The organism is Candidatus Woesearchaeota archaeon (genome assembly GCA_026394965.1).
Taxonomy (GTDB): Archaea; Nanobdellota; Nanobdellia; order Woesearchaeales; family 0-14-0-80-44-23; genus JAPLZQ01.
This window is the reverse complement of sequence record JAPLZQ010000103.1, coordinates 61,579-84,092: the sequence shown is the minus strand read 5'-3', so window position 1 is coordinate 84,092 and position 22,514 is coordinate 61,579. Positions and strand designations below refer to the sequence as shown.

The window sequence follows — 22,514 nt, the reverse complement described above, 5'->3', positions numbered from 1 at the left end:
AAGCAAAAGAAGGACAGAAGATTCTTGAAGTTGGAGCTGGCTCTGGCTATCAGGCAGCAATTCTGGCAGAACTGGTTGGAGAAAAGGGAAAAGTCATCACAACAGATATAATAGCTGAAGTTTGCGAATTTGCAAGAGAAAACATTAGAAACGCAGGAATAAAAAACACAGAAGTAATTTGCTACGACGGCAGCACAGGCTATGAAAAAGAAGCGCCTTATGACAGGATAATTGTCACAGCAGCATGCCCAAAAATTCCTCAGTCACTGATTGAGCAATTGAAATTAGAAGGCATAATAGTTGCGCCAGTTGCAGCTATGTTCGGGCAGGAAATGCTTAAAGTGAGAAAGCACGAAGCTTCGCTGGAAACAAAGAGCCTGGGATATTTTGTTTTTGTGCCATTGAAAGGAAAATACGGTTTTAACAGATGAAAATATCAGGGAAAATGCCGGAAAACTCTTTTTTTCTTACAGTGTCTGTTTTTTGAACTTTCCTGCGTAGGCTGCAGAGCCCTCGCACCTTTCAAGAATAAGCTGGCAGAGCTTCTCTCCCGGGAAAATATCAAGGTTATTCGGCCCAGCATTATAGATTTCAAGCACCTGCTTATTTGATATTCCGGGCTGGATGAAAGGAGCGGTTATGTGAACCATCAGTCCAAGGCGCGCAAACCTGGACCTTGAATTAAGCCAGCCGCAAATATCATTGGGAAGCGTTATTTTCTCTTTGGTTATCCCAAGAATGAGCTGCCCAGGCTTCATCCTGAACCTCTTTTTCACATTTAATGCCCTTGTTATCTTCTTATAATCTGAGCGGCCTGTAACGCGGACTGCCTTGTCAATGTTATCAAAAATCCTTATCTTATTGTCAAGGGTCAGGTCAATTGAGGCAGGTCCGATTGAGCTTTTGTCAAAGGGGCTTATCTTAATTCGTTTTGCTTTTATCTCTTTGAAAATTGCTTCGCGTGAAAGTATCATTGCAAATAAGGATGACTTTTACAGAAGTATATAAATTTTTTTCAATTTCATTCTTTCATTGGTTCTTTCTTAAATTTTGTTTCATAAGAGTTTTAACTCCTAGCGAAAGATTTAAATAGTTATGTTGCAATTATGCAACATATGTTGCGAAAAAGAAACGATTTTGAGATTGTTGAGCAGTTAAGAAAAGAGCCGAAGCACATACGCTTGATAGCAGAGGAACTGAAATTAATCCCTTCCACAGCAATGCGAACCATGAAACACCTGGAAGAAGAAAATGTCGTTGACTTTAAATTAGAAGGAAAAAACAAAAAATACTCGCTAAAAGAGACCCCTGAAGCAAAAAGCTATTTGATTATGGCAGAGCATTACAAATTTATAAAATTAATGCAAAATGCCAAAATGAGAAAAATCGCCAAAGAACTAATAGAACAAACAGCAGGAGAGTTAATAGTTATTTTCGGGAGCTATGCAAAAGGAACAGAGACAAGCGAAAGCGATATTGATGTTTATCTGGAAACACAGAACAGAGAGCTAAAAGAGAAACTTTCGGAAATATCGGAAAAACTGAGCATAAAGATAGGAAAACTTGATAAAGAAAATTTACTGGTAAAAGAGATAATTAAGAACCATGTGATAATCCAAAATGCCGAAAGATTCTACCAGTTGATAACATGAAAAGAATAAATTTCATCCAAAAACTCATTGAAGAAGAAAAAATTCTTTTGGTGAAAGAAAGCAAAGAGATTTCAGAATCCTACAATCAGAAATCAAAAAATTCTCTTAAGGCAGCAAAACTCCTGTATGAACAGGAATTACCGGAAGAAGCGACCTCAATGAGCTACTACGCAATGTATCATAAAACAAACTCACTATTTTACTTAACCGGGATAAAATGCGAAAACCACGCAGCGGCAATAATTCTGCTGAAAGAATTATTCGAAATCAACAATGAAGACATATCTTTTGCAAAAGAACAAAGAGTGGATAAACAATATTATGCGGATTTTGCAGTAACTAAAGATGATGTAAAAAAATTAATTGAAAAATCAGAGAATTTCATTGAAGAGCTTGATTTATTCATAGATTCTCTGACAGAAGATAAAAGAAACAGATACAGAAATGATTTTAACAAAACATATTTCCAAAGCAAGCAGATATAAATATGATTATTTCATCTTTTTCACAGCAGAATAAAGGGGCAGTATTCTTGAGAAATTTGTCTTCTCCGTTCAAAAACTTTTTTAAACTAAGAGCGCATATTGCTTTCTCATGCGGGAAACAATACTTGATGAGCTGAGTTTGTTCCTTCTTCAGAAGGGATTCATAGTCAAGACTCTCAAGAGCGCATTTGACATTGTTGCAAGGGACAATGAGAGAATAATCCTTCTGAAGGTGCTTGAGGACGCTAACTCAATCTCTCCTGAGTATGCTGAGCAGATGAAGAAAGTCAGCTCCTGCCTTCATACAACCCTTCTTGTAATTGCCAATAAGGCAGGAGAGTTATTGCAGAACAATGTTGTCTATTCAAGGTTCGGGATTTACACAGTTAATTTCAGCACATTCAGGCGCTGCGTTGACAACAATCTTCCAATGCTTAAGAAGAGCAAGGCAGGGCTCACTGCAAGGATAAATGCAGTTCGCTTAAGGCTTGAAAGGCTTAATCTTGGGCTTTCGATAAATGAGCTCTCAAAAAGGATAGGGGTTTCAAAGAGGATGGTTCAGAGCTATGAAAAAGGAGATTCTGACATAACTCTTGGAAGGGCAAACAAGGTTTACAATATCTTTGGCGGAAATGTGTTTCAGAAGGAGAACCTTCTCAATGCAAAGGATTCTCCCTATGAGAAGGGAAGCTCGATTTTTGCAAGGAAATACGGAAGATTGGGTTTTGATGCAACTGAAACAAGCAAAGTGCCCTTTGACCTTATTGCAAGGAAGGAAAAAGAGGTAATCCTCACAAAAGTCGGGGACAAGCCAAACCCCATAATATCGCACTTTTCAAAGCTTATCGATGCTGACCGGCTTGCAATCTTTGATAAAAAAAAGCCAAAGGGAATCCCTGCATTGACAAAGAAGGAGTTTTTGGAGTTTGATGAGGCAGCCGAACTCATAAAGTTCATAAAGGAGTTTGAGGAAGAGCATGAAGATTAAGGTAATATCATTTGACCTGGACAACTGCCTCACCAACACACGCTTTGATGATGTAATTTGGTTCAAGGAAATTCCAAAGGCATATGCTGAGAAGAATCATATTTCTTTTAAGAAAGCGCACAAGATTGTTTATTCAGAATACACCCGGCTTAAAGGAAAAACAGAAGAGTGGCGCGACATTAAATTCTGGCTTTCCCATTTCAAGATAAGAAAGAGCTGGAAAACAATCTGCTCCGGGTTTGAAAAGGAAGTTAGGACTTACCGCGATGTGATGCCTGCCCTGCTTTCTTTAAGGAAAAAATACAAAATTGCTGTAATCTCGCATGCTGAGCGGAATTTTCTCGAATTAAAAGTTAAGGCAAGCGGGCTTTTTTCGCTTGTGGACTATTCTTTTTCATCGAGAACAGAGCTTCTTAGGTATCATAAAGAGAAAGAAGCATTCCTTTCTGCATGCAAAAAAATGAAAATAAAACCATCTGAAATTGTTCATGTGGGAGACAATGAGGAATATGACTATATTGAGCCGATGAAAGCAGGAATAAAAAGCTTCATAATCGACAGAAGCGGGAAAAAATCCGGGAAGCACAGGATTAAAGACTTAAGGAAACTTGAGAAAATTCTTGAAAAGTGATTTTTTTCAGTTAAATTTATTAAACAGGCGATTTTTTCTCCTCTCTGAAATGTCAAGGATTGCAATAGTTAAGAAGGAGAACTGCAAGGGGGGAATTGACTGCCCTTACCTGTGCATGAGTTCCTGCCCTGTTAACAGGACAGGAAAGGAGTGCATAAATAAGATAAACCGTAATTTCCCAGAAAGCAAGGTTTCAATAGATGAAAAGCTGTGCATCGGATGCGGAATCTGCGTTAAAAGATGCCCCTTTGAGACAATCTCAATCATCAACCTTCCAGAGGAAATAAAGTCAGCACCGGTTCATAGGTATGGCAATAACGGGTTTGCATTATACTCCCTTCCAATCCCAATCTTTGGGAAGGTTGTTGGAATCATAGGAAGGAACGGGATTGGAAAGAGCACTGCTGTAAAGATTCTCTCAGGCGTTCTTGCCCCTAATTTCGGGGATTACAATAAAAAGCCAACTGAAAGCGCAGTTGAAAACTGGAATTCCCTCATTGAGTTCTACAAGGGGACTGAAGCCCAGGTTTTCTTTGAAAGAGTGAAAGCAGGAAAAATAAGAACCTCATACAAGATTCAGCCAGTTGAGATGATTCCAAAGTTCTATAATGGAACAGTGAGAGCCCTTCTTGAGAAGGCAGATGAGAAAAAAAATCTTAAAAAAATCGCTGAAAAGCTTGATTTGGCAGAAATAATGGATAGAAATGTCAAGGATATTTCCGGTGGAGAGCTTCAGAGGGTTGCAATTGCAGCATCTTCCTTGAAGGATGCCAATCTTTACATCTTTGACGAGCCGTCATCCTACCTTGATGCAAAGCAGAGGGTTAAAGTTTCAAAATTCATAAGGGAGCTTGCAGATGAGAAGACAGCTGTGATTGTGATTGAGCACGATTTGATAATTCTGGATTTCATGACTGAGCTTATCCACATAATGTATGGAAAGGAGGACTGCTATGGAGTATGCTCCCTTCCAAAAACCACGCGCATCGGAATAAACATCTACCTTTCAGGATTCCTTAAAGAGGAGAACATGAGGTTCAGGGATTCTGAAATAAAGTTTGCATCAAAGCCTCCTATTGACATAAAGAGGCAGGTTGAGCTTGTTTCCTGGAATGGGATAAAGAAGAATCTTGGGGAATTTTCCCTTTCAGCTCCACACGGAACCCTTTATCGGCATCAGACAATAGGAGTTCTTGGAGAGAACGGGATTGGAAAAACCACATTTGTGAAAATCCTTGCAGGAATCCTTGAATCAGAGGGAAGCGTTTCCTCCAATGTGAGGGTTTCCTATAAGCCGCAGTATTTAACATCTGATTCAAATGAGCTTGTCATGACAATCCTCTCTGAGGCGGTCCAGAGGCACACAGCAGATTTAATTGAGCCCCTTGCCCTAAAGCAGTTTCTTACAAAAAGATTAAGGGAGATTTCAGGTGGAGAGCTGCAGCGTGTTGCAATTGCAGAGTGCCTGTCAAGAGATGCTGAGCTTTATCTTCTGGATGAGCCGTCTGCATACCTTGATGTTGAGCAGCGCCTTGTTGTTTCAAAAACCATAAAGGACTTTGCAGAAAGAAAGGGCTCAACTGTGCTTGTGGTTGACCATGACTTGATGTTCATTGACTACCTTTCTGAAAGATTGATCGTGTTTGACGGAAAGCCCGCCCTTTCAGGAAATGTCTCAGAAGTGAAGTCGATGTCAGACGGGATGAACGCTTTCCTAATGGACTTGGGAATAACCCTGCGAAGGGATTTGGAGTCCAACCGCCCGAGGATAAACAAGGAGGACTCCAGGAAAGACAGGGAGCAGAAGGCAGAAGGGAAGCTGTATTACGATTAAAATGGTAGAGAACAACATCAACAACGGATTTAATCAGAATAAACATTTAGCTCTGATGGAAAAAGTTGCAAGAGAGCAGATAAAAAAATTAAAGAAAAGAAAAGGGATAAAAGGAATCGCCCTTAGCGGATCAATCGTTCATAAGAATATAAGAGAAGATTCAGACATTGACATTGTTTGTTTCTTTGATAATCCGGAGAAAAAAAAAATTTGCGAGTTTTGGAAAGATAAGTCCGGAATAACTATACATATTATAAAAGAAGACATATCCCAGTCAGAAAAAGACATAATCCCTCGCATTCTTTTAAATCCTATGGAATGGAGAGGTATGAAAGATCATTATAAAAATTTAAAACCGGTTTGGGATCCTGAATGTAAGATAAAAAAAATTTCAAGAATTTTTTCCAAAATCTATCCTGAAGAAAGGATTTATATTTTGACGAAGTATCTTTTCTATTCTGCTTGGAATATAAGCGCGGTTTCAAACAAAAAATGTGCTGATCGCCTAATAACAGAATACACTCTGATATCATCAATAATGCTTCTGGTTGACGCATTATACCTTATTAATAACCGCTTGCCTACAGTAGATCGATCAGTGCAAGAATCACATAATATAAAATCACTTAAGAAAAAACCAGAAGAGATTGCCCTGATTTTTGAGAGTATTGAAAAAGGCGAAAACATAAATCCTAATTTAGTTGAAAGTGCAGTTGAAAAAACTATAAGCATTTCAAAGGAAATCATAAAGAAAATTGCGATAGACAATAAAATTGAACTGCCTCAAAAAAATTTTAACCGGAGTTGGAGTATAAAAATAATACAAGCAATACACCAGAGCATAGAACAAGACTTAATACGAGCCGCATCTCATAATTTAGGCATAATACAGCTAGCATCGTTAAGAAAAGCAGGAATTCTTTATAAGTACTATCAGATTATTGAACAGAGCAGCAATTTATCTGAACTAATGAATAAAGAAAGAGGATTTTCTAAAAAGATCAGGTTGCTCGAGCAGATTTATAAAATATTGGATCTTTGTGGCGGCAACTTATCTGAACTAATTGATAAAGAAAGGGGATTTTCTAAAAAGATCAGGTTGCTCGAGCAGGTTTGTAAATTATTGGATCTTTGTATTAAAAAGAAATTGAGAAATAAGACAGAAATCTTATCAGAAATACAAAACGTGCAAAATAAAAAAAGGGACATTATAATTAATTTTATAACACAGCTTCCCAATTCTATTTCAATACGGGGCATTGAAGCTTTTTATTATAGACTTCACAAATATAGAAAAGTCATAAAGAATTTGTCTCATGATCAGATGAGAATTATTTATAACACAATAAATGGCGTTATTTTTGTTGCAGTGCCAAATCTTCTGAGGAAAACGCAAGAGGGCAAATTAAGGAAAAAAATATTGAGGATTGAAAAACTAATCTATTCTGAATTAAGAATGTTAACATCAGATAAAAAATGCGGTTTTAGAAAGGCAACAGGTTTAGATAAAGCGCGGATAGAATCAGTAAAATTATCTTCTTCTGGCACTCAAAAATTTAAGACAAACGCCCCGTTCATCGCAGAAATCAATTATAATGCAAGAGAAAAAATAAAGTATCCAATGTTTGGAATTGCAATACACTCTGAAGACGGTGCTTATCTCTTTGGACAGAACACAATTTCTTCTGGAATGATTATTCCTGAAATAAAAGGCAAAGGCAAGATTAAGTTTGTAATAGACAAGTCACCTCTTCTTACCGGCAAATATTTCTTCAGCGCTACTCTGATGGATAAAAATGGAAAAAGGTTCTTTGATTGCAGATTGAAAGAATGGCCCTTTTTTGTATTAAAAGGAAATGCAGGCGAAGAATATGGGCTTTTATCCTATCCTCATCATTGGGAGTGCTAAATTAGACATATTTTAAACAAGGAAGAGTTCAGAAAAGACAGGGAGCAGAAAGCAGAAGGAAAACTGTATTACGGGTAAACCATTTCTTAGAAGATAAGGAGAAAAACGAATTCTGTAATTAACATGTTAAAAGGCGGAGATTTGCGCTTAATTGGCGAATCAGGCAAGGCAGTTTTAATGGTTGAAAAGTAATTATAACTACTGATTAGTAACGAAAAGTTTATAAAGAATGAGAGTTCTCTTGTTCTTCCATGATAGGAAAATGGATAAAAAAAATGCTCGGAATAGACGAACTCGAAAACAAAGTGTCTATCATGATAAGCGGAAAGGCAGATCTTGAAGCAAAAGTTATAGACGCTGAAAGCAAAAAGGCGCTAGTAAAAAGCGTTGTTGAAAGAAGTGTTGCCCAGGCAGAATTGGGCTCTGAAGCAAATGATTTTCTTGCAAGTATGAATATAACGATTACTGAAAACTCAAAAGAGGCAGCATTATCTGCGCTAAAGGCAGCTGATGTAGTTGAGAGATATGACTTTAAGAGATTTTCTCCCTCGCTTGAAAGAGGGTATGATTCTCCAATAATCACAATGGCTGAGCTTCAGGCGCATCCTGCAGAATACATGCACAAGCTGGACAAAGGATTTCTGAATTTCCCGCTGGGGCTTAACTTTTCAGGCATCAATAAAGTATTAAACGATGCAGTTGGCAATTCTTGGATAAACCAACAGAACGGCGCTTTCAATTTTCACCTGAATAACCTTCTTGACCCAAAAGAAAAAGATGTTGAGGCACATAAGAAAATGATTGAAGCTCATAAAATAATGGTTGAGGCAACCACCCTTACGCATATAAATAAGACTTGGTATACTTATACTGGTATAAGCTTTGAACCGCTTGACTTTCTCTCAAATTACAATGAAATTGTGAGATTTATATCCGAGCTTCCTGAAATAAGCGAAGATGGGAAGAAGAAAGCAATAAGTGGGCTTGAGTTTGTAAGATTCTCATACTTGACTGCTCTTGAAACCGTTGGAAAAGCCAGGATAAAAGACCTTTCAACCCTTCTTGACTACACTGGAAATGAAAAGCCGAATGAGGCAACAGGCGAAATAGAAACTCTTAATCCAAACGAGAGCCTGAAAAGAAAAATAAAAATGTCATTGCTTTCAGAGATTAAGGGGACAACATATGATGATGTTGATAGGCTTCTTCCGATAAAATCAAGGGAAAGATTTGTGCGGCTCGCATCAGAGATAACTGCAAAGATACTTGCGAGCGACGAAGAGAAAAAAGGGCTCACCTCAGGAATAAACAAGCCGCTTTCAGAATACTCTGTCGGAGAGGCGCTGGTGCTTTCAGCATATTTTGCAAGAAATGTCATAACAAAATACAAAAAATTAGAGGATACAATCAAAGACATATTCTCTGGGAAAAAAAGCGAAGAAGTGACTGGAAAATGCACTGACTACACTGCTCTTGCACTGCATTATCTTAGGGAATACTTAATTCCTATGCAGCCGGAGAAATTCGCAAACTGGAAATTCGGGGTTGAAGAAGACAACATAAGCGACTATAGACATTCCTACATTCAGGCAGTGCACATAAACATGGATTTGAGCACGGACATTTATTTCCTGGACCCTACGCAGCTCGCAAACAGAGGTATATCTGAGCTAAAAACCAAAGATGCGGTTATCGCAGGGCTTGACACAAAGAACCTTCCAATCCTGATACAAAGAGACGCAGAGGATTTGCTTTATTCTGCAAACGAGAAGATGGGAGAAAAAGAATGCGCGCATCCTGCAATATCAGAGCCGCTTCAGGCAGCGCACATACTCGCATCAGGGCTCATTAAAGGGGAAAGCAGGAGAAAAGCATAATCCTCATAATTCCCAAACGCCTGTTTCTTTTTCCCTTGAGCATACAGCGCATTCAATCTTTTTCCTGACAATTGTCTCAAATGTTTCATGCGCAATTTTCGGAGAGTTGTTAATTTCTGAAAGGTGCCCGAGAAGCGCAAAAGAAAGCCCCTTTCCCTTGTCTTCCAAAAGCTGGCTTGCGACTATGTTGTTCAGGTGCCCATGGGAGGAAAGAATCCTGTATTTCAGGTATGGAGGGTATGGACCGTTTATGAGCATGTCAATGTCATGGTTTGATTCAAGCAAAACTCCCTTGAGATTGGGAATTGATTCTTTCATTCCATCTGTTGCAATCCCGGTGTCTGTGAAAATCCCGAAATTCCCGATTACAAATCCGCAGGTTGGGACATCGTGTGATGTTTCAACTGGCTTTATTGCAACTCCGTTTATGTGAAAGTGGCTTTTGGCTGAGAATCTCTTGATTTCTGCATTGTGAAGGGTTCCTGAAATCTCCTTGTATGTCTCGCTTGTGAGATAAAGGGGAATTTTGAACCTTCTTGAAATTGCCCCAGCAGACATAGAGTGGTCTATATGAGAGTGCGTTAAAAGGATTGCATTCAGGTTTTCAATGCTCTTCCCAAGTTTGTTCATCCTCTTTTCTATCTCTTTTATGCTCTTTCCGGCATCTATCATGATGCTTGTCCCTTTCTCTTCCACGATACAGCAGTTGCCGTTGCTTCCTGAAGCTATTACAGAAATCTCCATCTATGCACCAGCAGTTGAATCTGATGCGCTTGTTAATAAACTTTATTGTTGGCAATCTTTTTTTTCCGAAAGATTTTAAACAGGCGCCTTCTTTTCCCCTGCCATGCAGTATAAGGGGCTCACTTTAGACAAATTCCAGGAAGATGCAATTGAGGCAATTGAGAGCAATAATTCTGTTGTTGTTTCTGCGCCAACTGGCTCAGGAAAGACCCTGATTGCTGACTACATAATCAACAGGGACATAAAAAAGGGAATAAAAGTCATTTATACAGCGCCGATAAAAGCGCTTTCCAACCAGAAATACCGCGAATTCTCAGCAGATTACGGGGAAGATGCTGTCGGGCTTTTGACAGGGGACATTGTAATCAATCCAAAAGGGCAGATTCTGATAATGACTACTGAGATTTACAGGAACATGGTGCTTTCAGGAGATGATTTGATAAAGGATGTTTCCTATGTGATTTTTGATGAGATTCACTACATAAATGATGTTGAGCGCGGCTATGTGTGGGAGGAGTCAATAATCTTCTCTGCATCTCACGTTAGATTCCTATGCCTTTCTGCAACAATCCCAAATGCAGAGGAGTTCGCAGCATGGATTCAGGCAATAAGCAACCATAAGGTTGTTGTGATAAAGCACACAGTAAGACCAGTTCCCCTTAAGCGCTATTTTTACGATGCCCAACTGGGAATATGCTCTCTTGATGAGATAAATGACATAGCAGACATTCCTGAATATCATCATGCAATGCGCCACAAAGGGCAAAGGGAAAAGGTAAAAAAGCCGAATCACATCGCATTAATCAGGGAAATCAAGGACAAGCTTCCCTGCCTGTTTTTCACATTCTCAAGAAACCTCTGCCAGCAGAACGCACTTGCCCTTTCAAAAGAGCATCTTTTTCCTCCAAATGCTGAGATTACTTCAATAATAAGGCAGAAATTAGCATCAGCCCCTCCTGAGATAAGCCAGCTTGAGTCAACTAAGATTCTCAGAGAAACCCTTCCATATGGAATTGGGTTTCACCACGCAGGAGAACTTCCCGTGATTAAGGAGATGATTGAGGAACTTTTCGGAAAGGGAATGATAAAAGTTCTCTATGTGACTGAAACCTTTGCAGTTGGAATCAACATGCCTGCAAAGTCAGTTTGCTTTGACTCCATGAGAAAATTTGACGGGATAAATTTTCGGTTTCTCTATTCAAAGGAATACTTCCAGATTTCAGGAAGAGCCGGAAGGAGAGGCATTGATAAGGAAGGATTTGCATTTGCAATGATTGACAGGCGCGATTTTGACTATGGGAAATTAAGACAAATCACAGATGAGGACAAGGAGCCTATTGTCTCGCAGTTCAGGCTTTCAGTGAATACAGTTCTTAATCTCATAAAGAACCATCCCCCTGATGAGATTCAGGAAATCCTCTGCAAGAGCTTCAACTCATTCCAGAAATACGGGATGGATTATGCTGAGATAAAGAACAAGAGAAGTCATAGGGCGTTTGAAAACATAAAAAGCAAGCTTGAGCGCCTCGGCTACATAGACGGAAATGAATTAACTGAGAAGGGCGAGTTTTCATCAAGGATTTACGCTGACGAGATTCTTTTCGGGGAGATTTTCGCAACTGACTTTTACAAGTCCCTTAATGAATACCAAATCCTGATTGTGCTTGCATGCATATGCAATGAGGCATCTGAAAAGACAGAGTTTGAAAACGAGGTTAAGTCAAAGGATGTGGCTGCACTGAGAAGAATACTTATTGATAAGGGATTCATGAAAAAGGACAGGCGCTTTAATTATTTCAACGAGATGACTTCCCTGATTTATCCGGCATACAAAGGGGAATCAATTTTTGAAGTGATAAAGAACACGACAATGCTCGAAGGGGATGTCATGAGGTTTTTCAGGCAGATTTTAGACAGGATTGGGCAGATAAGGAATGCGGCAAATGACAGGAATCTCATTACTGTGATGGATGACTGCCAGAACATAATCCAGAACTGCATAAAAGACGTGGATATTGTATAATTTTATTTTTCTAATTTAAATTGTAAATATTTTTTCTTGTTTGGAATTTACGCCCTTCCCCTGCTTTCCCCAAGCACAATTCCAGACGCGATTATGTGCGCAGTCCTTAATGGCTCGGGAATTATTGAGTGGGTGCAGCTGATTTTCAGGAAGGATTGCGCATCTTTCAAGGTTGTCCCTGCGATTTGCAGGAACAAGGTGTTTTCCTTTCCTCTGTAAAAAACCTTTGCCCTGCTTATCTTCCCTGCTTTTCTTATGAGCGCAAATCTTTTCCCTCTGTCTTTAAGATTGGAAAGCGCCTTTTTTATTCCTGGAATGTCAGGGTATTTTCTCATCACAACAATCACTGGAATTCCTGTTTTTTTGGAGAGCTCATTTATGTCAATCACATTGAATCCAGCAACTGCAATCCCTTTCAGGAATACCGCTCTTATCTGAGGGAAGAATTTTGTCCCCGTAATCATATTCCCTATTTTTTTAGTTCCATCTGCTCCGTCTATCTCTGCCTGAGTTGAGACAACTCCGTCCAGGAAATTCCCTCCGCGGTAGAGGGTTCCAACTATGAGGACATTTCTTTTTTTCCCGAACTTGTCAAAAGGGCTGTCATCAACCCCAAGAATCCTTGATTCCGGCTTCATAGGAAGGTTAAATGCGTTCCAGGATTTATTCTTTTTGCTGAAAAGAGTATTATAAATATTTTTATAATGGTATTATAAATTTTTTAATAATATTTAAATACTGCCTTCTCCTCCCCCTTTTTCTTGTTTTTCAGATAGAGAGGTGCAATAATGTGCGGGATAATCGCTTTTAAGTCGCAGGAAGGATTGGACGTGAATTCAGTTATTGTTGACGGGCTGAAGCGCCTTGAATACCGCGGCTATGACTCATTCGGGATTGCATACCCGGGTAAAGACGGGTTTAATCTTATAAGGAAGGTTGGGCGGATAGGGGATTTCTCAATTGAGAAAACAGTTTCCAAAATTGCCATGGGGCACACAAGGTGGGCAACTCACGGCGGAGTTACTGTTGAAAATGCCCATCCTCATCTTTCAAACAACAACAAGATTGCAGTCCTTCATAACGGAATAATTGAGAATTACCAGGAATTAAAAGACACTCTAATTGAAAAGGGCTATTTCTTCAGGAGCGAGACAGACACAGAGACAGTTCCAAACCTAATTCAGGAATTCATGAAGGAAGGCAATGATTTTACAGAAGCCTGCAGGCTTGCTTTCAATTCAATTGAGGGCTGTTTTGCAATAGTTGCTGAATGCAATGACACTCTTGTGGGTGCAAGGAACGGTTCCCCAATGGTTTTCGGGATTGATGAGAAAAAAGAAAATTACTTCATCGGTTCAGATGTTACAGCTTTTCTGGAATTCACCAACAAAGCGGTTTTCCTTGATGACGGCGATATGGTTGTCCTTGAAAAAAAGCCGAGATTCCTGAGATATTCAGACGGAAAAGAAATCAAGAAAGAAATTTCTGTTATAGACTGGAGTCCTGAGCAGGCAAGCAAGGGCGAGTATGAGCACTTCATGATGAAGGAGATTGATGAGCAGAAATTCACAATAAGGAACGCAATTGCGCAGGAAAAAGGGCTTATTGAAAATGTCTCAAAAGAGATTAACTCAGCGTCAGGCATATTCTTCATCGGCGCAGGGACAAGCTACCACGCGTGCATCTTTGCCTCTTATGTCTTCTCTCATGTTGCAAAAAAGCATGTTAACTATGTGCTGGCATCTGAATTTCCGAATTTTGAGGAATTTATCAATGAGAAAACCCTTGTTATAGCTGTCTCGCAGTCAGGGGAAACAATAGATGTTCTTGAGGCTGTCAAGTCAGCGAGGAAAAGGAAGGCAAAAGTGATAGGAATAGTCAATGTTATGGGTTCAACACTTACTCGGCTCTCTGATTACACAATAATGATGAATGCCGGGCCTGAAATATGCGTGCTTTCCACAAAAAGCTACACTTCTGAGCTTGCAATAATTGCGCTTCTTTCATATTCAGCAGCAGGAAAGGCAGAGGAGGGAAAGAATCTTATTTCAAAGGCAGCAGCCCTTGTTCCTGAAATTATAAGGGAAAACAGGGAAAGCCTGCACAAACTTTCTGAAAAGCTTAAGGAAAAAAGGGATATCTTTTTAATTGGAAGGAATTCCTTCTATCCAACTGCGCTTGAGGGCGCGCTTAAGATAAAGGAGGTTTCCTACATTCACGCAGAGGGTTTTGCAGGTGGAGAATTAAAGCACGGGACAATCGCCTTAATTGAGAAAGGCACTCCTGCGATAATCTTCTCAGACAAGGGAACGAGAAAGCAGATAATCAGCAATGCTATGGAAATCTCTGCAAGGGGCGGATTTATAATCGGGATTGACTCTGTTGAAAGCAAGGTTTTTGACTATTTCATAAAAATTCCAGATGCAGGTTTTGTCAGCCCAATCCTTTCAATAATCCCAATCCAGATTCTCTCATATTACCTTGCGCTTCTTAGGAACTGCGACCCTGACAAGCCGAGAAACCTTGCAAAATCAGTTACGGTGAAATGAATGATTAAGGCAGTTATTTTTGACATGGACGGGACTTTAGTTAAGACAGAGCCGCTCTGGCTCAAATCCAGCAACTTTGCCCTGAAGAAATACGGGATAAGGATTTCAAAGGCCCAGTACTGCAACTGGACAGGAAAGGATGAGCTTGAAAAATTCAGGATTGCGCTTTCCCCTCTTGGAAAGGAATCTGATTCTGAAAATGTTGTGCTTGAAAGAAGGAAGTTTTTTCTCTCCCTCCTGAAAAGCTCAAAGATTAAGGCAAACCCCTTCCTTGTTAATGCAATAAAGTTTTTTAGGAATAAAGGGCTGAAGCTCGCTCTTGCCACAAGCACGAGAACGGAGATTGTTGAAAAGGTGCTTGAAAAGACAGGCATTTCAGAATTCTTTGAAATAATGGTTACCTCAAATGAAGTCGCGAGCAAGAAGCCGGACCCTGAAATATATCTCCTTGCTGCAAAGAAGCTCGGGGTTAAGCCTGAGGACTGCATTGCTTTTGAGGATTCGCATTCCGGCGTTTCTTCTGCAAAGCGTGCCGGGATGAAGTGCGTTGCTGTCCCCCATTCATACAGCGAGTGCCAGGATTTTTCAGAGGCAGATTTTATTGTCAGAGACAGAAAAAAGATTAATAAGAAATTCCTTGAAAGGTGCATGAAATGAGAAAGCTTTTTGGAACAGATGGAATAAGGGGAATTGCAAATGAGTATCCAATGAATGCAGAGCTTGCATTGAGGCTTGGGCTTGCTGCAGGAAAATATTTTGAGGGCAAAAACAGGAAAAGCAGGATTGTTGTCGGAAAGGACACAAGGCTTTCATGCTACATCTTTGAAAACGCAATTATTGCAGGATTATGCTCTGCCGGAGCTGATGTAATTGCAGTTGGCCCAATGCCGACACCTGCTGTTTCGCATCTCACAAAGAGCTTTTCAGCTGATGCAGGCATTGTAATCTCGGCATCGCACAACCCCTCAGAATACAATGGGATAAAATTCTTCTCAGGGGACGGCTTCAAGCTCCCTGATTCTGCTGAGGAAGAAATAGAAAATCTTGTTTTCTCGGAAAACATCAATTTTAAGGTTCCTCCATCTGAGCTTGGAAGGGTTTATCGTATTAACGATGCCTCTGATAGATACATTGAGTTTGCAAAGTCCTCTGTTAAAAACATTTCCTTTGCAGGGCTTAGGATTGTGCTTGACTGCGCAAACGGCGCAGCATACAAAACAGCGCCAAAAACCTTTTCAGAGCTTGGCGCCGATGTCATTGTCCTGAATAACAATCCTTCCGGAGTCAACATAAACAAGGACTGCGGAGCCCTTCATCCTGAAGTTATGGTTTCAGCTGTGAAGAAATACCATGCTGATTTGGGAGTTGCGCTTGACGGGGATGCTGACAGGGTTATTCTGTGCGATGAGAACGGCGTTCTTGTTGACGGCGATGAGATTATGGCAATATCTGCCCTTTATCTTAAAAAGGAAGGCATGCTTAAAAAAAACACCCTTGTTGCAACCCATATGAGCAATATGGGCTTGGAGATTCTCATGAAAAAGAATGCCATAAAAATGATAAGGGCTGATGTTGGGGACAGGTATGTTGTTGACGAGATGAAAAAAGGCGGCTTTAATCTTGGCGGAGAGCAGTCAGGGCACATAATCTACACTGAGAGCTCAACAACAGGTGATGGAACAATAGCTGCGCTTCAGATTCTTAAAATTATGAAGAAAAATGAGAAGCACCTTTCTGAACTTAAGAAGTGCATGAAGAAATTTCCCCAAACACTCCTGAATATTCCCGTAAGCCAGAAGAAGCAATTTTCTGAAATGCCGAAATTCTCAATGCAGATGAAAAAATTTGAGAAGGAATTAAAAGGAAGCGGAAGGATATTTGTAAGGTATTCAGGAACTGAAAACCTTCTGCGCATACTTGTGGAAGGAAAAGATAAGAGAAAGACAGATTCAATTGCAAAATCTCTTGCAGAGACAGCAAAAAAGGAGCTTCTTTAGGAGGGTAAAATGCCAAAAAATTATTCTTCGGAAAAAACTGAAAAAGTGAGGACTGCAGTTATACTTGCTGCAGGCAAATCCACAAGAACTTACCCGCTGACTCTTGAAAGGCCAAAGCCTCTCCTGAAAGTTGCAGGAAAAACCCTTCTTGAGCACAATCTTGGAGAGCTTTCCGGGCTTGTTGAAGATGTAATCATAATCACTGGATTTCGGCATGAGATGATTGAGGAATACATTGGAGAGAGCTACAATGGCATGAAAATAAGGTATGTTGAGCAGAAAGAGCAGCTGGGAACAGGGCATGCCCTTATGCAGGCAAAAGATTTTTTGAAGGGCAGGTTCATTGTGCTTATGGGAGACGACCTTTTCAGCAGGAAAGACATTGAATCATGCCTTGCTCACAAATACTGCGTCCTTGCAAAAGAGGTTGAGAATCCAGAGAATTTCGGAATCTTCATTGCGGAAAACGGGATTTTAAAGGATGTTGTTGAGAAGCCGAAGAAGTTTTTTTCCAATCTTGCAAACACAGCATGCTATGTTCTTGATGAGAAGATTTTTAATTCTGAAATTGAGAAATCAGAGCGCGGAGAGTATGAACTGACAGACCTTCTTAGGAACCTTTGCCGGCGCGAGGAGATTTTTGTTGAGAAAGTGCGGGATTACTGGCTTCCTGTAACATATGCATGGTCCCTTCTGGACATAAATGAGTTCTTCCTGAAGCAGATGAAGGGAAAAATTGAGGGGGTTGTTGAAAAGGGCGCAACCCTTAATGGCGAGGTTTATGTGGGGAAAGGGAGCGTTGTGAAAAGCGGCGCATACATTGAGGGCCCTGTTTTCATAGGTGAGAACTGCAGGATAGGCCCAAACTGCTTCATCCGCGCTTCAACAACAATTGGGAACAACTGCCATGTGGGAAACGCTGTTGAAATCAAGAACTCAATAATCTACGACAGGACAAATGTTGCGCATCTCTCTTATGTCGGCGATTCAGTGATTGGATATGATTCAAACCTTGGGGCTGGAACAATTGTCGCAAACCTTCGGCATGACAACTCAAGCATAAAGTCAATGGTAAATGGAACTCTTGTTGACACCGGAAGGAGAAAGCTTGGGGCAATTATCGGGGACAATGTCCATACAGGAATTAATACTTCAATTTATCCGGGAAGGAAAATCTGGGCTGGAAAATCAACACGCCCAGGAGAAATCGTAAAAGAGGATATTGTATGAATCAGATATTTAACTGCTTTTTTCAGCAGATTTTTCTGTAGAAACTAAGGAATCCTGAGTGCCCTATTTCCTGGCTCTTAGGCCTTACCTTCCTTTCAAGCACATCCCATCTTCTTTCCATTATTTCAATTGTCTTAATGTGGCTGAAGCATTTGTGCTTTGAAATCTCAGATGCGAAGTCCATTATCTGGGGGACTGTCGGACTGTATGAGACAAGATATCCTCCTATCTTAAGCGCCTTTTCTGCGTTTTTAATCCCAAGCCACGGCTCAGGTAGGTCAAAGACAATAATGTCAGCATTCTTTTCGTCAATTCCCAGATACACATCCTTGTTTTTCAGCTCAACATTCTTAAGCCCGAGCATCTTGACATTTTCTGATGCAATCTTGAAGAAATCCTCGCGCAGTTCATAACTGACTACCTTCTTTGCGTAGTTTGCAAGAAAGCAGGCGAGGGCTCCTGAACCTGTTCCAGCATCCACAATCACGCTTTTATTTCCAAGCCCTGTTTCAGCGATTATTGCTGCAACATCCTTCGCAGGTATTATCTGGGGGCCCCGCTTTATCCTTCTGTAAGAATCTATGAAGCTTGGTGAGTATATGTGGAATTTCTGGCTTGTGTTTGAGACAACAACTGAGCCGTCCTTCTTCTTTAAGTCCTTTGATTTTATGAAACCGAACTGGGTGTGAAAGTCCTGGCTTATGTCCCTTATGTAAAATGTCCTTCCCTCTTCTGACACAAGAATCTTTTTTACGCTTTCCATTCTCAAATGGAAAATTGCTCAGTATTAAAAGGTTTACTTGAATTATGTAACTACTTATGAGTAACATTTATAAATGGGAAATGCATTCTTGCTGTAATGTCTGATGAATTTAAATTAACAGGAGAGAATATCTTGGATTTCATTAAGAGAAAGGAGAATATTCCTGTTCTTGAGCACCTGCTCGTGCAATATTCCTATGAGATTGAGAAAATTGGAAAAATCAATCATGATTCAAAAAAGATTGATGGCAAAAAAGCGCTTGAATCAATACTTTCTGATTCAAAGAGCGCAGTTGACTCTTTTCTTAAAACCGATGAGAAAATGCCTGATACTTCATTTTACAGCATTTTCAGAGATGTTGACCGGTATAAGCTATCAATTCTCGGACTTTACTCTGCCGGCTCTTTTGGAGCTGGAGCATCGCTTTTTGAAATCCTTTCAGGAAACATAGGTGCAATTTCAATACCTGCGCTGTTTTTATCTGCGGGGATGATAAGTTTTGCATCAGGATACCGCAATCAACTTTCTTCTGATAACACATTTAACGCAAGAAATTCAAAAATCACTCTCCACAGGGCGAATGAAGTTGACACAGCCCTTTATTTTGCGCATGAATATACTCACTACCTCCAGCAGAAAAGCGGAATAATGGGAAAATTCAGCGGAGGCCTTTATTTCTTTGAAGAAGGGCACGCATTAGGCGTTCAAAGGGAGATTGGAAAGCAGTATTCTGAAAAGACAGGAAACAAGGAGTATGTGCGGCGGAATTCAGACTGCACTTTGGGTGAACTAAAATCAGTTTATTTCTGGATGTGCAGGGAGCTTAACGAAAACCGGACGAAATTTTCTTATCTTATGCCCACATCAAATGAACGGGAAGAGTTCTCGCTGATGATGGACCTTGGAACACCATCAAACCACGCAACGGGAAATGCATTTTTTTTAATTAAGGAGCTTACGCACGGAATTGGGATATACAAGAATGCAATCCACGGAAACTTTGATTTTCTCAAATAAGGAGTCAAATTTATTAATCTCATAATATTCTTTTATCCTATGATAACGCAAAGGTTTGTAGTCCAGGAGCATAATGCATCCCATCTCCACTGGGATTTCAGGCTTGAGCTTGATTCTGTTCTCAAGAGCTGGGCTGTTCCAAAAGAGCCACCGCTTGAGCCTGGAATCAAGCGCCTTGCTGTTCAGGTTGAAGACCATGATGTTTCCTACATCAACTTTGAGGGGGTAATTCCTGAAGGCTCATACGGTGCTGGAACAGTTAAAATCTGGGACTCTGGAACATTTGAACTTGAGTCAAGGAAGGATGAAAAGATTGTTTTTGTTCTCAAAGGAAAAAAAATGATTGGAAAGTATGTGCTTCTAAAGTTTGCAAAAACCGGCGAGAAGAACTGGCTTCTTTTCAAGAAAGAATAAAAAAGTTAGGGGCGGGCAATATCGCCATTAAAGAATATTCATTTCTTCTTGCAATATGGACAACCGTTATAGTTGGCATTATACAATTTGTCGCAGTAACGGCATCTGACTTTGTCCGCAGATTTTTCAGATTCTTTTTTGGCAACAGGATTTTCTTTAGAAGGCGGCTCTGCAGTGTCTTTGGTTTCTTGTACAATGGGTGTGACAGCTGGTTGAGTGTTTTCTTCTTTTTTTAGAAGGGCAAAGATATTATTTATTATCATAAAAGCGCCAATCAATGCAAATAAAATAATCCAGCCCTGGCTGTTGGGATCATAAAATGACGCTTCTTTCCTGATATATCCTATCAGAGGTGCAGCTACAAATCCTATGCCCAAAAGAAGCCCAATTATGTTTCCCGCCTTCTTATTATTGCCTGTAGAAGGCTTTGGATTTTTTAAAGATTGTTCATTCTGCCCTGCTTCTTTCAGTGATGATATCCGGATAATGCATACAATTGAAGCTATCCAAGCCAGTAGAGGAGAGAGAAGAACAAAAAGAGCAACTGCATTTGCTACAAACACGATAAGGATGGCTATATGCTGCTTTTTCTTTGCTGCCAATGAAGACGCGATGGTTACAAGAACTAATGTGATTCCATTGAATACCCACTTAATGAGCTCAGCAGTTGCAGGCGTATCCATGCAATATAAAATATGTTCTTAAGTTTATTAAACTTTTGGTGAGATTTAAAGATGTCTTTGTGCTTTATTGCGGAGCAGGAAACTCTCCGCGGATTTTTATGATAATTTAATTCATAAACAATAAAAAGCGAGGGGAGGGACTCGAACCCCCGAATGATCGCTCTGCAGGCGATTGCCTTAGCCACTTGGCTACCCCCGCGCCTTAAAAATCATAAAACCTAGGTGGTTTATAAACATTTCTGAATTGATTTCCCCCTGAAATTCCCATATTTCACAGGGGATTGTATATGCTTAAAAAGATAAAAGTTTATATATGAACCTCGTATATTTTCTATATTCTGGGGTGTTTTTTTATGGAAATTGACAAGTCTGCAATAGACATGATTGTGCGAAAGCTCTCAAGAAGATTCGATAGCAACATAGGCGTTGCATATCTTGTTGGAGACAGGAGCTCTGAATATTTGGAAGTAGAGGATGTGTCTTTCCCTGAGCAGAAATCCCAGCCAGGATATGCTGAGATAGGGGAGACTGAGCAGATTATAGAGCTTGAGCGGCTTCACAAGAACAACCAGACTGCAATCGGTGTTGTCCAGTACAATGCCTCTTACTATGCCATAAAAGGGGCTGCAGAAAAGGACATCTTTGACGAGCTCATTTTCCTTCCCTGCATAAGGCTCATCGTGAACCGAAAGGGGGAATACTCTTTCCTCGGGGAGAAAGAATAAGAAATTCTCTCTGATTTTTTTTTCTTAATTATTAAATCTTATTATTTCTAAAAGTTAATATGATAAATTAAGAAAAATGAGTCCAGGGGGATTAGCGCACCCATCCTTTTTCTTTAATAAGAAAAAGCATGGATGGAAAAAGAAACGACTGAATAATTTAGAAATTAAAAATAAATTATAAATAATAAGTGAGTCCAGGGGGATTTGAACCCCCGATCTACAGCTTAGAAGGCTGTCGCCTTATCCAGGCTAGGCAATGGACCCGATGCAGGAGAGAATTAAAAAGCTGTTTTTAAAGCTTGCTATTCTTTCCTGTTCTTATCTCAGCGCTATCCCGAATCTTTTTATCCCTTCCTTAAGTTCTTCAATTTTTCCCTTTTTGTATATGAGAAGGTTTATTCCCATCATAGAAGCAGGCTTCGCCTGGATTGGATTATCATCAATGTAAAGGATTTCAGGCGGTTTGCATCCTGCCTCGGATATGAGTTTCTTCACAAACTCTTTGCTGCCCTTCATGCAGCCGTGGTCAAATGAGTATACCTCATGGTCAAAGTACTTCCGGAAGCCGTATTTCTTGTTAAGATAAAGCACCCTTGAGCGTATGTTTCCAGAGAAAACAAGAAGATTTATTCTTTTGTTCATGAAGAGCTCTTTTATCAGCTGAAATACCTCTCCGTCTATGATGTAGCAGTCATACCATTCCCTCTTGATTGTCGCAACATTGTATCCCGCAGGCAGGGTTTTTTCAGCCCATTTCCAAAATGCATTATCGCTCATCTTCCCCTTTCTTAACTTTATGCTCTTTTCAGAGGATAGCAGGTCGCTTATGAGATTCTTTTCATAGCCGTGCTTTTTAGAGATTCTTTCAACTGCAATAGGTGTTCCGCATGAGAACAACACTCCTCCCAGGTCAAAAGCAACTGCTTTAATCATAATCACAGGAAATGAGTGTTGCAATATAAATATGTTTTTAAATAATTGATTTTAATAAAA

General features: G+C 40.0%; 22 protein-coding genes and 2 tRNA genes. 16 read left to right on the top strand and 8 right to left on the bottom strand.

Annotated elements, in window-relative coordinates:
* A partial coding sequence (locus NTV63_04955) for a methyltransferase domain-containing protein (GenBank protein ID MCX6710266.1) occupies positions 1-431 on the top strand: 431 nt, incomplete at its 5' end.
* Between the two features lie 36 nt (positions 432-467).
* Here the strand turns inward: NTV63_04955 and dcd are convergent.
* Positions 468-974 carry a dCTP deaminase gene (gene dcd, locus NTV63_04950; protein MCX6710265.1) on the bottom strand — a complete coding sequence of 169 codons (507 nt, stop codon included), beginning with the start codon at positions 972-974 and terminating at the stop codon, positions 468-470.
* Between the two features lie 207 nt (positions 975-1,181).
* On the opposite strand from dcd, the gene NTV63_04945 reads away from it, so the two are divergent.
* The 7 genes from NTV63_04945 to NTV63_04915 all read left to right on the top strand — a co-directional run bounded on the left by NTV63_04945 (position 1,182) and on the right by NTV63_04915 (position 9,376).
* Entirely contained in the window at positions 1,182-1,652 is a 471-nt protein-coding gene (locus tag NTV63_04945; GenBank protein ID MCX6710264.1) for a nucleotidyltransferase domain-containing protein, read from the top strand.
* Positions 1,649-2,137: a HEPN domain-containing protein gene (locus NTV63_04940; GenBank protein ID MCX6710263.1), complete on the top strand. Its 489-nt coding sequence runs from the start codon at positions 1,649-1,651 to the stop codon at positions 2,135-2,137. The genes NTV63_04945 and NTV63_04940 overlap by 4 nt, the downstream gene beginning before the upstream one ends.
* A gap of 109 nt (positions 2,138-2,246) precedes the next feature.
* Positions 2,247-3,125 carry a helix-turn-helix domain-containing protein gene (locus NTV63_04935; protein MCX6710262.1) on the top strand — a complete coding sequence of 293 codons (879 nt, stop codon included), beginning with the start codon at positions 2,247-2,249 and terminating at the stop codon, positions 3,123-3,125.
* Entirely contained in the window at positions 3,115-3,756 is a 642-nt protein-coding gene (locus NTV63_04930) for an HAD family hydrolase (GenBank protein MCX6710261.1), read from the top strand. The genes NTV63_04935 and NTV63_04930 overlap by 11 nt, the downstream gene beginning before the upstream one ends.
* 49 nt (positions 3,757-3,805) lie before the next feature.
* Positions 3,806-5,590, top strand: a complete 1,785-nt coding sequence (locus NTV63_04925) for a ribosome biogenesis/translation initiation ATPase RLI (GenBank protein ID MCX6710260.1) — start codon at positions 3,806-3,808, stop codon at positions 5,588-5,590.
* Between the two features lies 1 nt (position 5,591).
* Positions 5,592-7,499 carry a Wzt carbohydrate-binding domain-containing protein gene (locus NTV63_04920; GenBank protein MCX6710259.1) on the top strand — a complete coding sequence of 636 codons (1,908 nt, stop codon included), beginning with the start codon at positions 5,592-5,594 and terminating at the stop codon, positions 7,497-7,499.
* Positions 7,500-7,750: 251 nt separating this feature from the next.
* Positions 7,751-9,376, top strand: coding sequence for a hypothetical protein (locus NTV63_04915; protein ID MCX6710258.1), 1,626 nt, complete (start codon positions 7,751-7,753; stop codon positions 9,374-9,376).
* A gap of 3 nt (positions 9,377-9,379) precedes the next feature.
* Here NTV63_04915 and NTV63_04910 read toward each other — a convergent pair whose 3' ends face one another.
* Entirely contained in the window at positions 9,380-10,120 is a 741-nt protein-coding gene (locus tag NTV63_04910) for an MBL fold metallo-hydrolase (protein MCX6710257.1), read from the bottom strand.
* Between the two features lie 103 nt (positions 10,121-10,223).
* Between NTV63_04910 and NTV63_04905 the strand changes: the two genes are divergently transcribed.
* Positions 10,224-12,143, top strand: coding sequence for a DEAD/DEAH box helicase (locus NTV63_04905; protein MCX6710256.1), 1,920 nt, complete (start codon positions 10,224-10,226; stop codon positions 12,141-12,143).
* Positions 12,144-12,190: 47 nt separating this feature from the next.
* Here NTV63_04905 and NTV63_04900 read toward each other — a convergent pair whose 3' ends face one another.
* Positions 12,191-12,781: a DUF99 family protein gene (locus NTV63_04900; protein MCX6710255.1), complete on the bottom strand. Its 591-nt coding sequence runs from the start codon at positions 12,779-12,781 to the stop codon at positions 12,191-12,193.
* A 150-nt stretch (positions 12,782-12,931) separates the two neighbouring features.
* On the opposite strand from NTV63_04900, the gene glmS reads away from it, so the two are divergent.
* The 4 genes from glmS to NTV63_04880 are packed head-to-tail and all read left to right on the top strand — an operon-like array spanning position 12,932 to position 17,919.
* Complete coding sequence (gene glmS / locus NTV63_04895; protein ID MCX6710254.1) at positions 12,932-14,692, top strand: glutamine--fructose-6-phosphate transaminase (isomerizing); 1,761 nt, start codon at positions 12,932-12,934, stop codon at positions 14,690-14,692.
* Positions 14,693-15,349 carry an HAD family phosphatase gene (locus NTV63_04890; protein ID MCX6710253.1) on the top strand — a complete coding sequence of 219 codons (657 nt, stop codon included), beginning with the start codon at positions 14,693-14,695 and terminating at the stop codon, positions 15,347-15,349. It abuts the gene before it with no gap.
* Positions 15,346-16,689, top strand: coding sequence for a phosphoglucosamine mutase (glmM, locus tag NTV63_04885; protein ID MCX6710252.1), 1,344 nt, complete (start codon positions 15,346-15,348; stop codon positions 16,687-16,689). Before NTV63_04890 ends, glmM begins: the two co-directional genes overlap by 4 nt.
* Positions 16,690-16,698: 9 nt before the next feature.
* Positions 16,699-17,919 carry a sugar phosphate nucleotidyltransferase gene (locus NTV63_04880; GenBank protein ID MCX6710251.1) on the top strand — a complete coding sequence of 407 codons (1,221 nt, stop codon included), beginning with the start codon at positions 16,699-16,701 and terminating at the stop codon, positions 17,917-17,919.
* A gap of 22 nt (positions 17,920-17,941) precedes the next feature.
* Here NTV63_04880 and NTV63_04875 read toward each other — a convergent pair whose 3' ends face one another.
* Positions 17,942-18,682, bottom strand: a complete 741-nt coding sequence (locus tag NTV63_04875; GenBank protein ID MCX6710250.1) for a methyltransferase domain-containing protein — start codon at positions 18,680-18,682, stop codon at positions 17,942-17,944.
* A 96-nt stretch (positions 18,683-18,778) separates the two neighbouring features.
* Here NTV63_04875 and NTV63_04870 point away from each other — a divergent pair, with 96 nt between their 5' ends.
* Positions 18,779-19,699, top strand: coding sequence for a hypothetical protein (locus tag NTV63_04870; protein MCX6710249.1), 921 nt, complete (start codon positions 18,779-18,781; stop codon positions 19,697-19,699).
* A gap of 39 nt (positions 19,700-19,738) precedes the next feature.
* Positions 19,739-20,113, top strand: coding sequence for a hypothetical protein (locus NTV63_04865; protein ID MCX6710248.1), 375 nt, complete (start codon positions 19,739-19,741; stop codon positions 20,111-20,113).
* Between the two features lie 38 nt (positions 20,114-20,151).
* On the opposite strand, the gene NTV63_04860 is transcribed toward NTV63_04865, so the two are convergent.
* Together NTV63_04860 and NTV63_04855 are read right to left on the bottom strand one after the other, a co-directional pair.
* On the bottom strand, positions 20,152-20,796 hold the full coding sequence (locus tag NTV63_04860; protein MCX6710247.1) for a hypothetical protein: 645 nt from the start codon (positions 20,794-20,796) through the stop codon (positions 20,152-20,154).
* 126 nt (positions 20,797-20,922) lie between these two features.
* Positions 20,923-20,995 (bottom strand) — tRNA-Cys (locus NTV63_04855).
* A gap of 154 nt (positions 20,996-21,149) precedes the next feature.
* Here NTV63_04855 and NTV63_04850 point away from each other — a divergent pair.
* Positions 21,150-21,521 (top strand): hypothetical protein, encoded by a 372-nt coding sequence (locus NTV63_04850; GenBank protein MCX6710246.1) that lies wholly within the window; start codon positions 21,150-21,152, stop codon positions 21,519-21,521.
* Between the two features lie 189 nt (positions 21,522-21,710).
* On the opposite strand, the gene NTV63_04845 is transcribed toward NTV63_04850, so the two are convergent.
* Positions 21,711-21,785, bottom strand: a tRNA-Arg gene (locus NTV63_04845).
* Positions 21,786-21,839: 54 nt separating this feature from the next.
* A complete protein-coding gene (locus NTV63_04840; GenBank protein MCX6710245.1) occupies positions 21,840-22,454 on the bottom strand; it encodes an HAD hydrolase-like protein in 615 nt (204 codons plus the stop codon).
* Positions 22,455-22,514: the final 60 nt, after the last annotated feature.

Excerpts from the sequence above, each read along its gene's own strand:
- dcd (MCX6710265.1), bottom strand. The coding sequence starts at position 974 with ATGATACTTTCACGCGAAGCAATTTTCAAAGAGATAAAAGCAAAACGA.
- NTV63_04940 (MCX6710263.1), top strand. The coding sequence starts at position 1,649 with ATGAAAAGAATAAATTTCATCCAAAAACTCATTGAAGAAGAAAAAATT.
- NTV63_04935 (MCX6710262.1), top strand. The coding sequence starts at position 2,247 with ATGCGGGAAACAATACTTGATGAGCTGAGTTTGTTCCTTCTTCAGAAG.
- NTV63_04930 (MCX6710261.1), top strand. The coding sequence starts at position 3,115 with ATGAAGATTAAGGTAATATCATTTGACCTGGACAACTGCCTCACCAAC.
- NTV63_04925 (MCX6710260.1), top strand. The coding sequence starts at position 3,806 with ATGTCAAGGATTGCAATAGTTAAGAAGGAGAACTGCAAGGGGGGAATT.
- NTV63_04920 (MCX6710259.1), top strand. The coding sequence starts at position 5,592 with ATGGTAGAGAACAACATCAACAACGGATTTAATCAGAATAAACATTTA.
- NTV63_04915 (MCX6710258.1), top strand. The coding sequence starts at position 7,751 with ATGATAGGAAAATGGATAAAAAAAATGCTCGGAATAGACGAACTCGAA.
- NTV63_04910 (MCX6710257.1), bottom strand. The coding sequence starts at position 10,120 with ATGGAGATTTCTGTAATAGCTTCAGGAAGCAACGGCAACTGCTGTATC.
- NTV63_04905 (MCX6710256.1), top strand. The coding sequence starts at position 10,224 with ATGCAGTATAAGGGGCTCACTTTAGACAAATTCCAGGAAGATGCAATT.
- NTV63_04900 (MCX6710255.1), bottom strand. The coding sequence starts at position 12,781 with ATGAAGCCGGAATCAAGGATTCTTGGGGTTGATGACAGCCCTTTTGAC.
- glmS (MCX6710254.1), top strand. The coding sequence starts at position 12,932 with ATGTGCGGGATAATCGCTTTTAAGTCGCAGGAAGGATTGGACGTGAAT.
- NTV63_04890 (MCX6710253.1), top strand. The coding sequence starts at position 14,693 with ATGATTAAGGCAGTTATTTTTGACATGGACGGGACTTTAGTTAAGACA.
- glmM (MCX6710252.1), top strand. The coding sequence starts at position 15,346 with ATGAGAAAGCTTTTTGGAACAGATGGAATAAGGGGAATTGCAAATGAG.
- NTV63_04880 (MCX6710251.1), top strand. The coding sequence starts at position 16,699 with ATGCCAAAAAATTATTCTTCGGAAAAAACTGAAAAAGTGAGGACTGCA.
- NTV63_04875 (MCX6710250.1), bottom strand. The coding sequence starts at position 18,682 with ATGGAAAGCGTAAAAAAGATTCTTGTGTCAGAAGAGGGAAGGACATTT.
- NTV63_04870 (MCX6710249.1), top strand. The coding sequence starts at position 18,779 with ATGTCTGATGAATTTAAATTAACAGGAGAGAATATCTTGGATTTCATT.
- NTV63_04865 (MCX6710248.1), top strand. The coding sequence starts at position 19,739 with ATGATAACGCAAAGGTTTGTAGTCCAGGAGCATAATGCATCCCATCTC.
- NTV63_04860 (MCX6710247.1), bottom strand. The coding sequence starts at position 20,796 with ATGGATACGCCTGCAACTGCTGAGCTCATTAAGTGGGTATTCAATGGA.
- NTV63_04850 (MCX6710246.1), top strand. The coding sequence starts at position 21,150 with ATGGAAATTGACAAGTCTGCAATAGACATGATTGTGCGAAAGCTCTCA.
- NTV63_04840 (MCX6710245.1), bottom strand. The coding sequence starts at position 22,454 with ATGATTAAAGCAGTTGCTTTTGACCTGGGAGGAGTGTTGTTCTCATGC.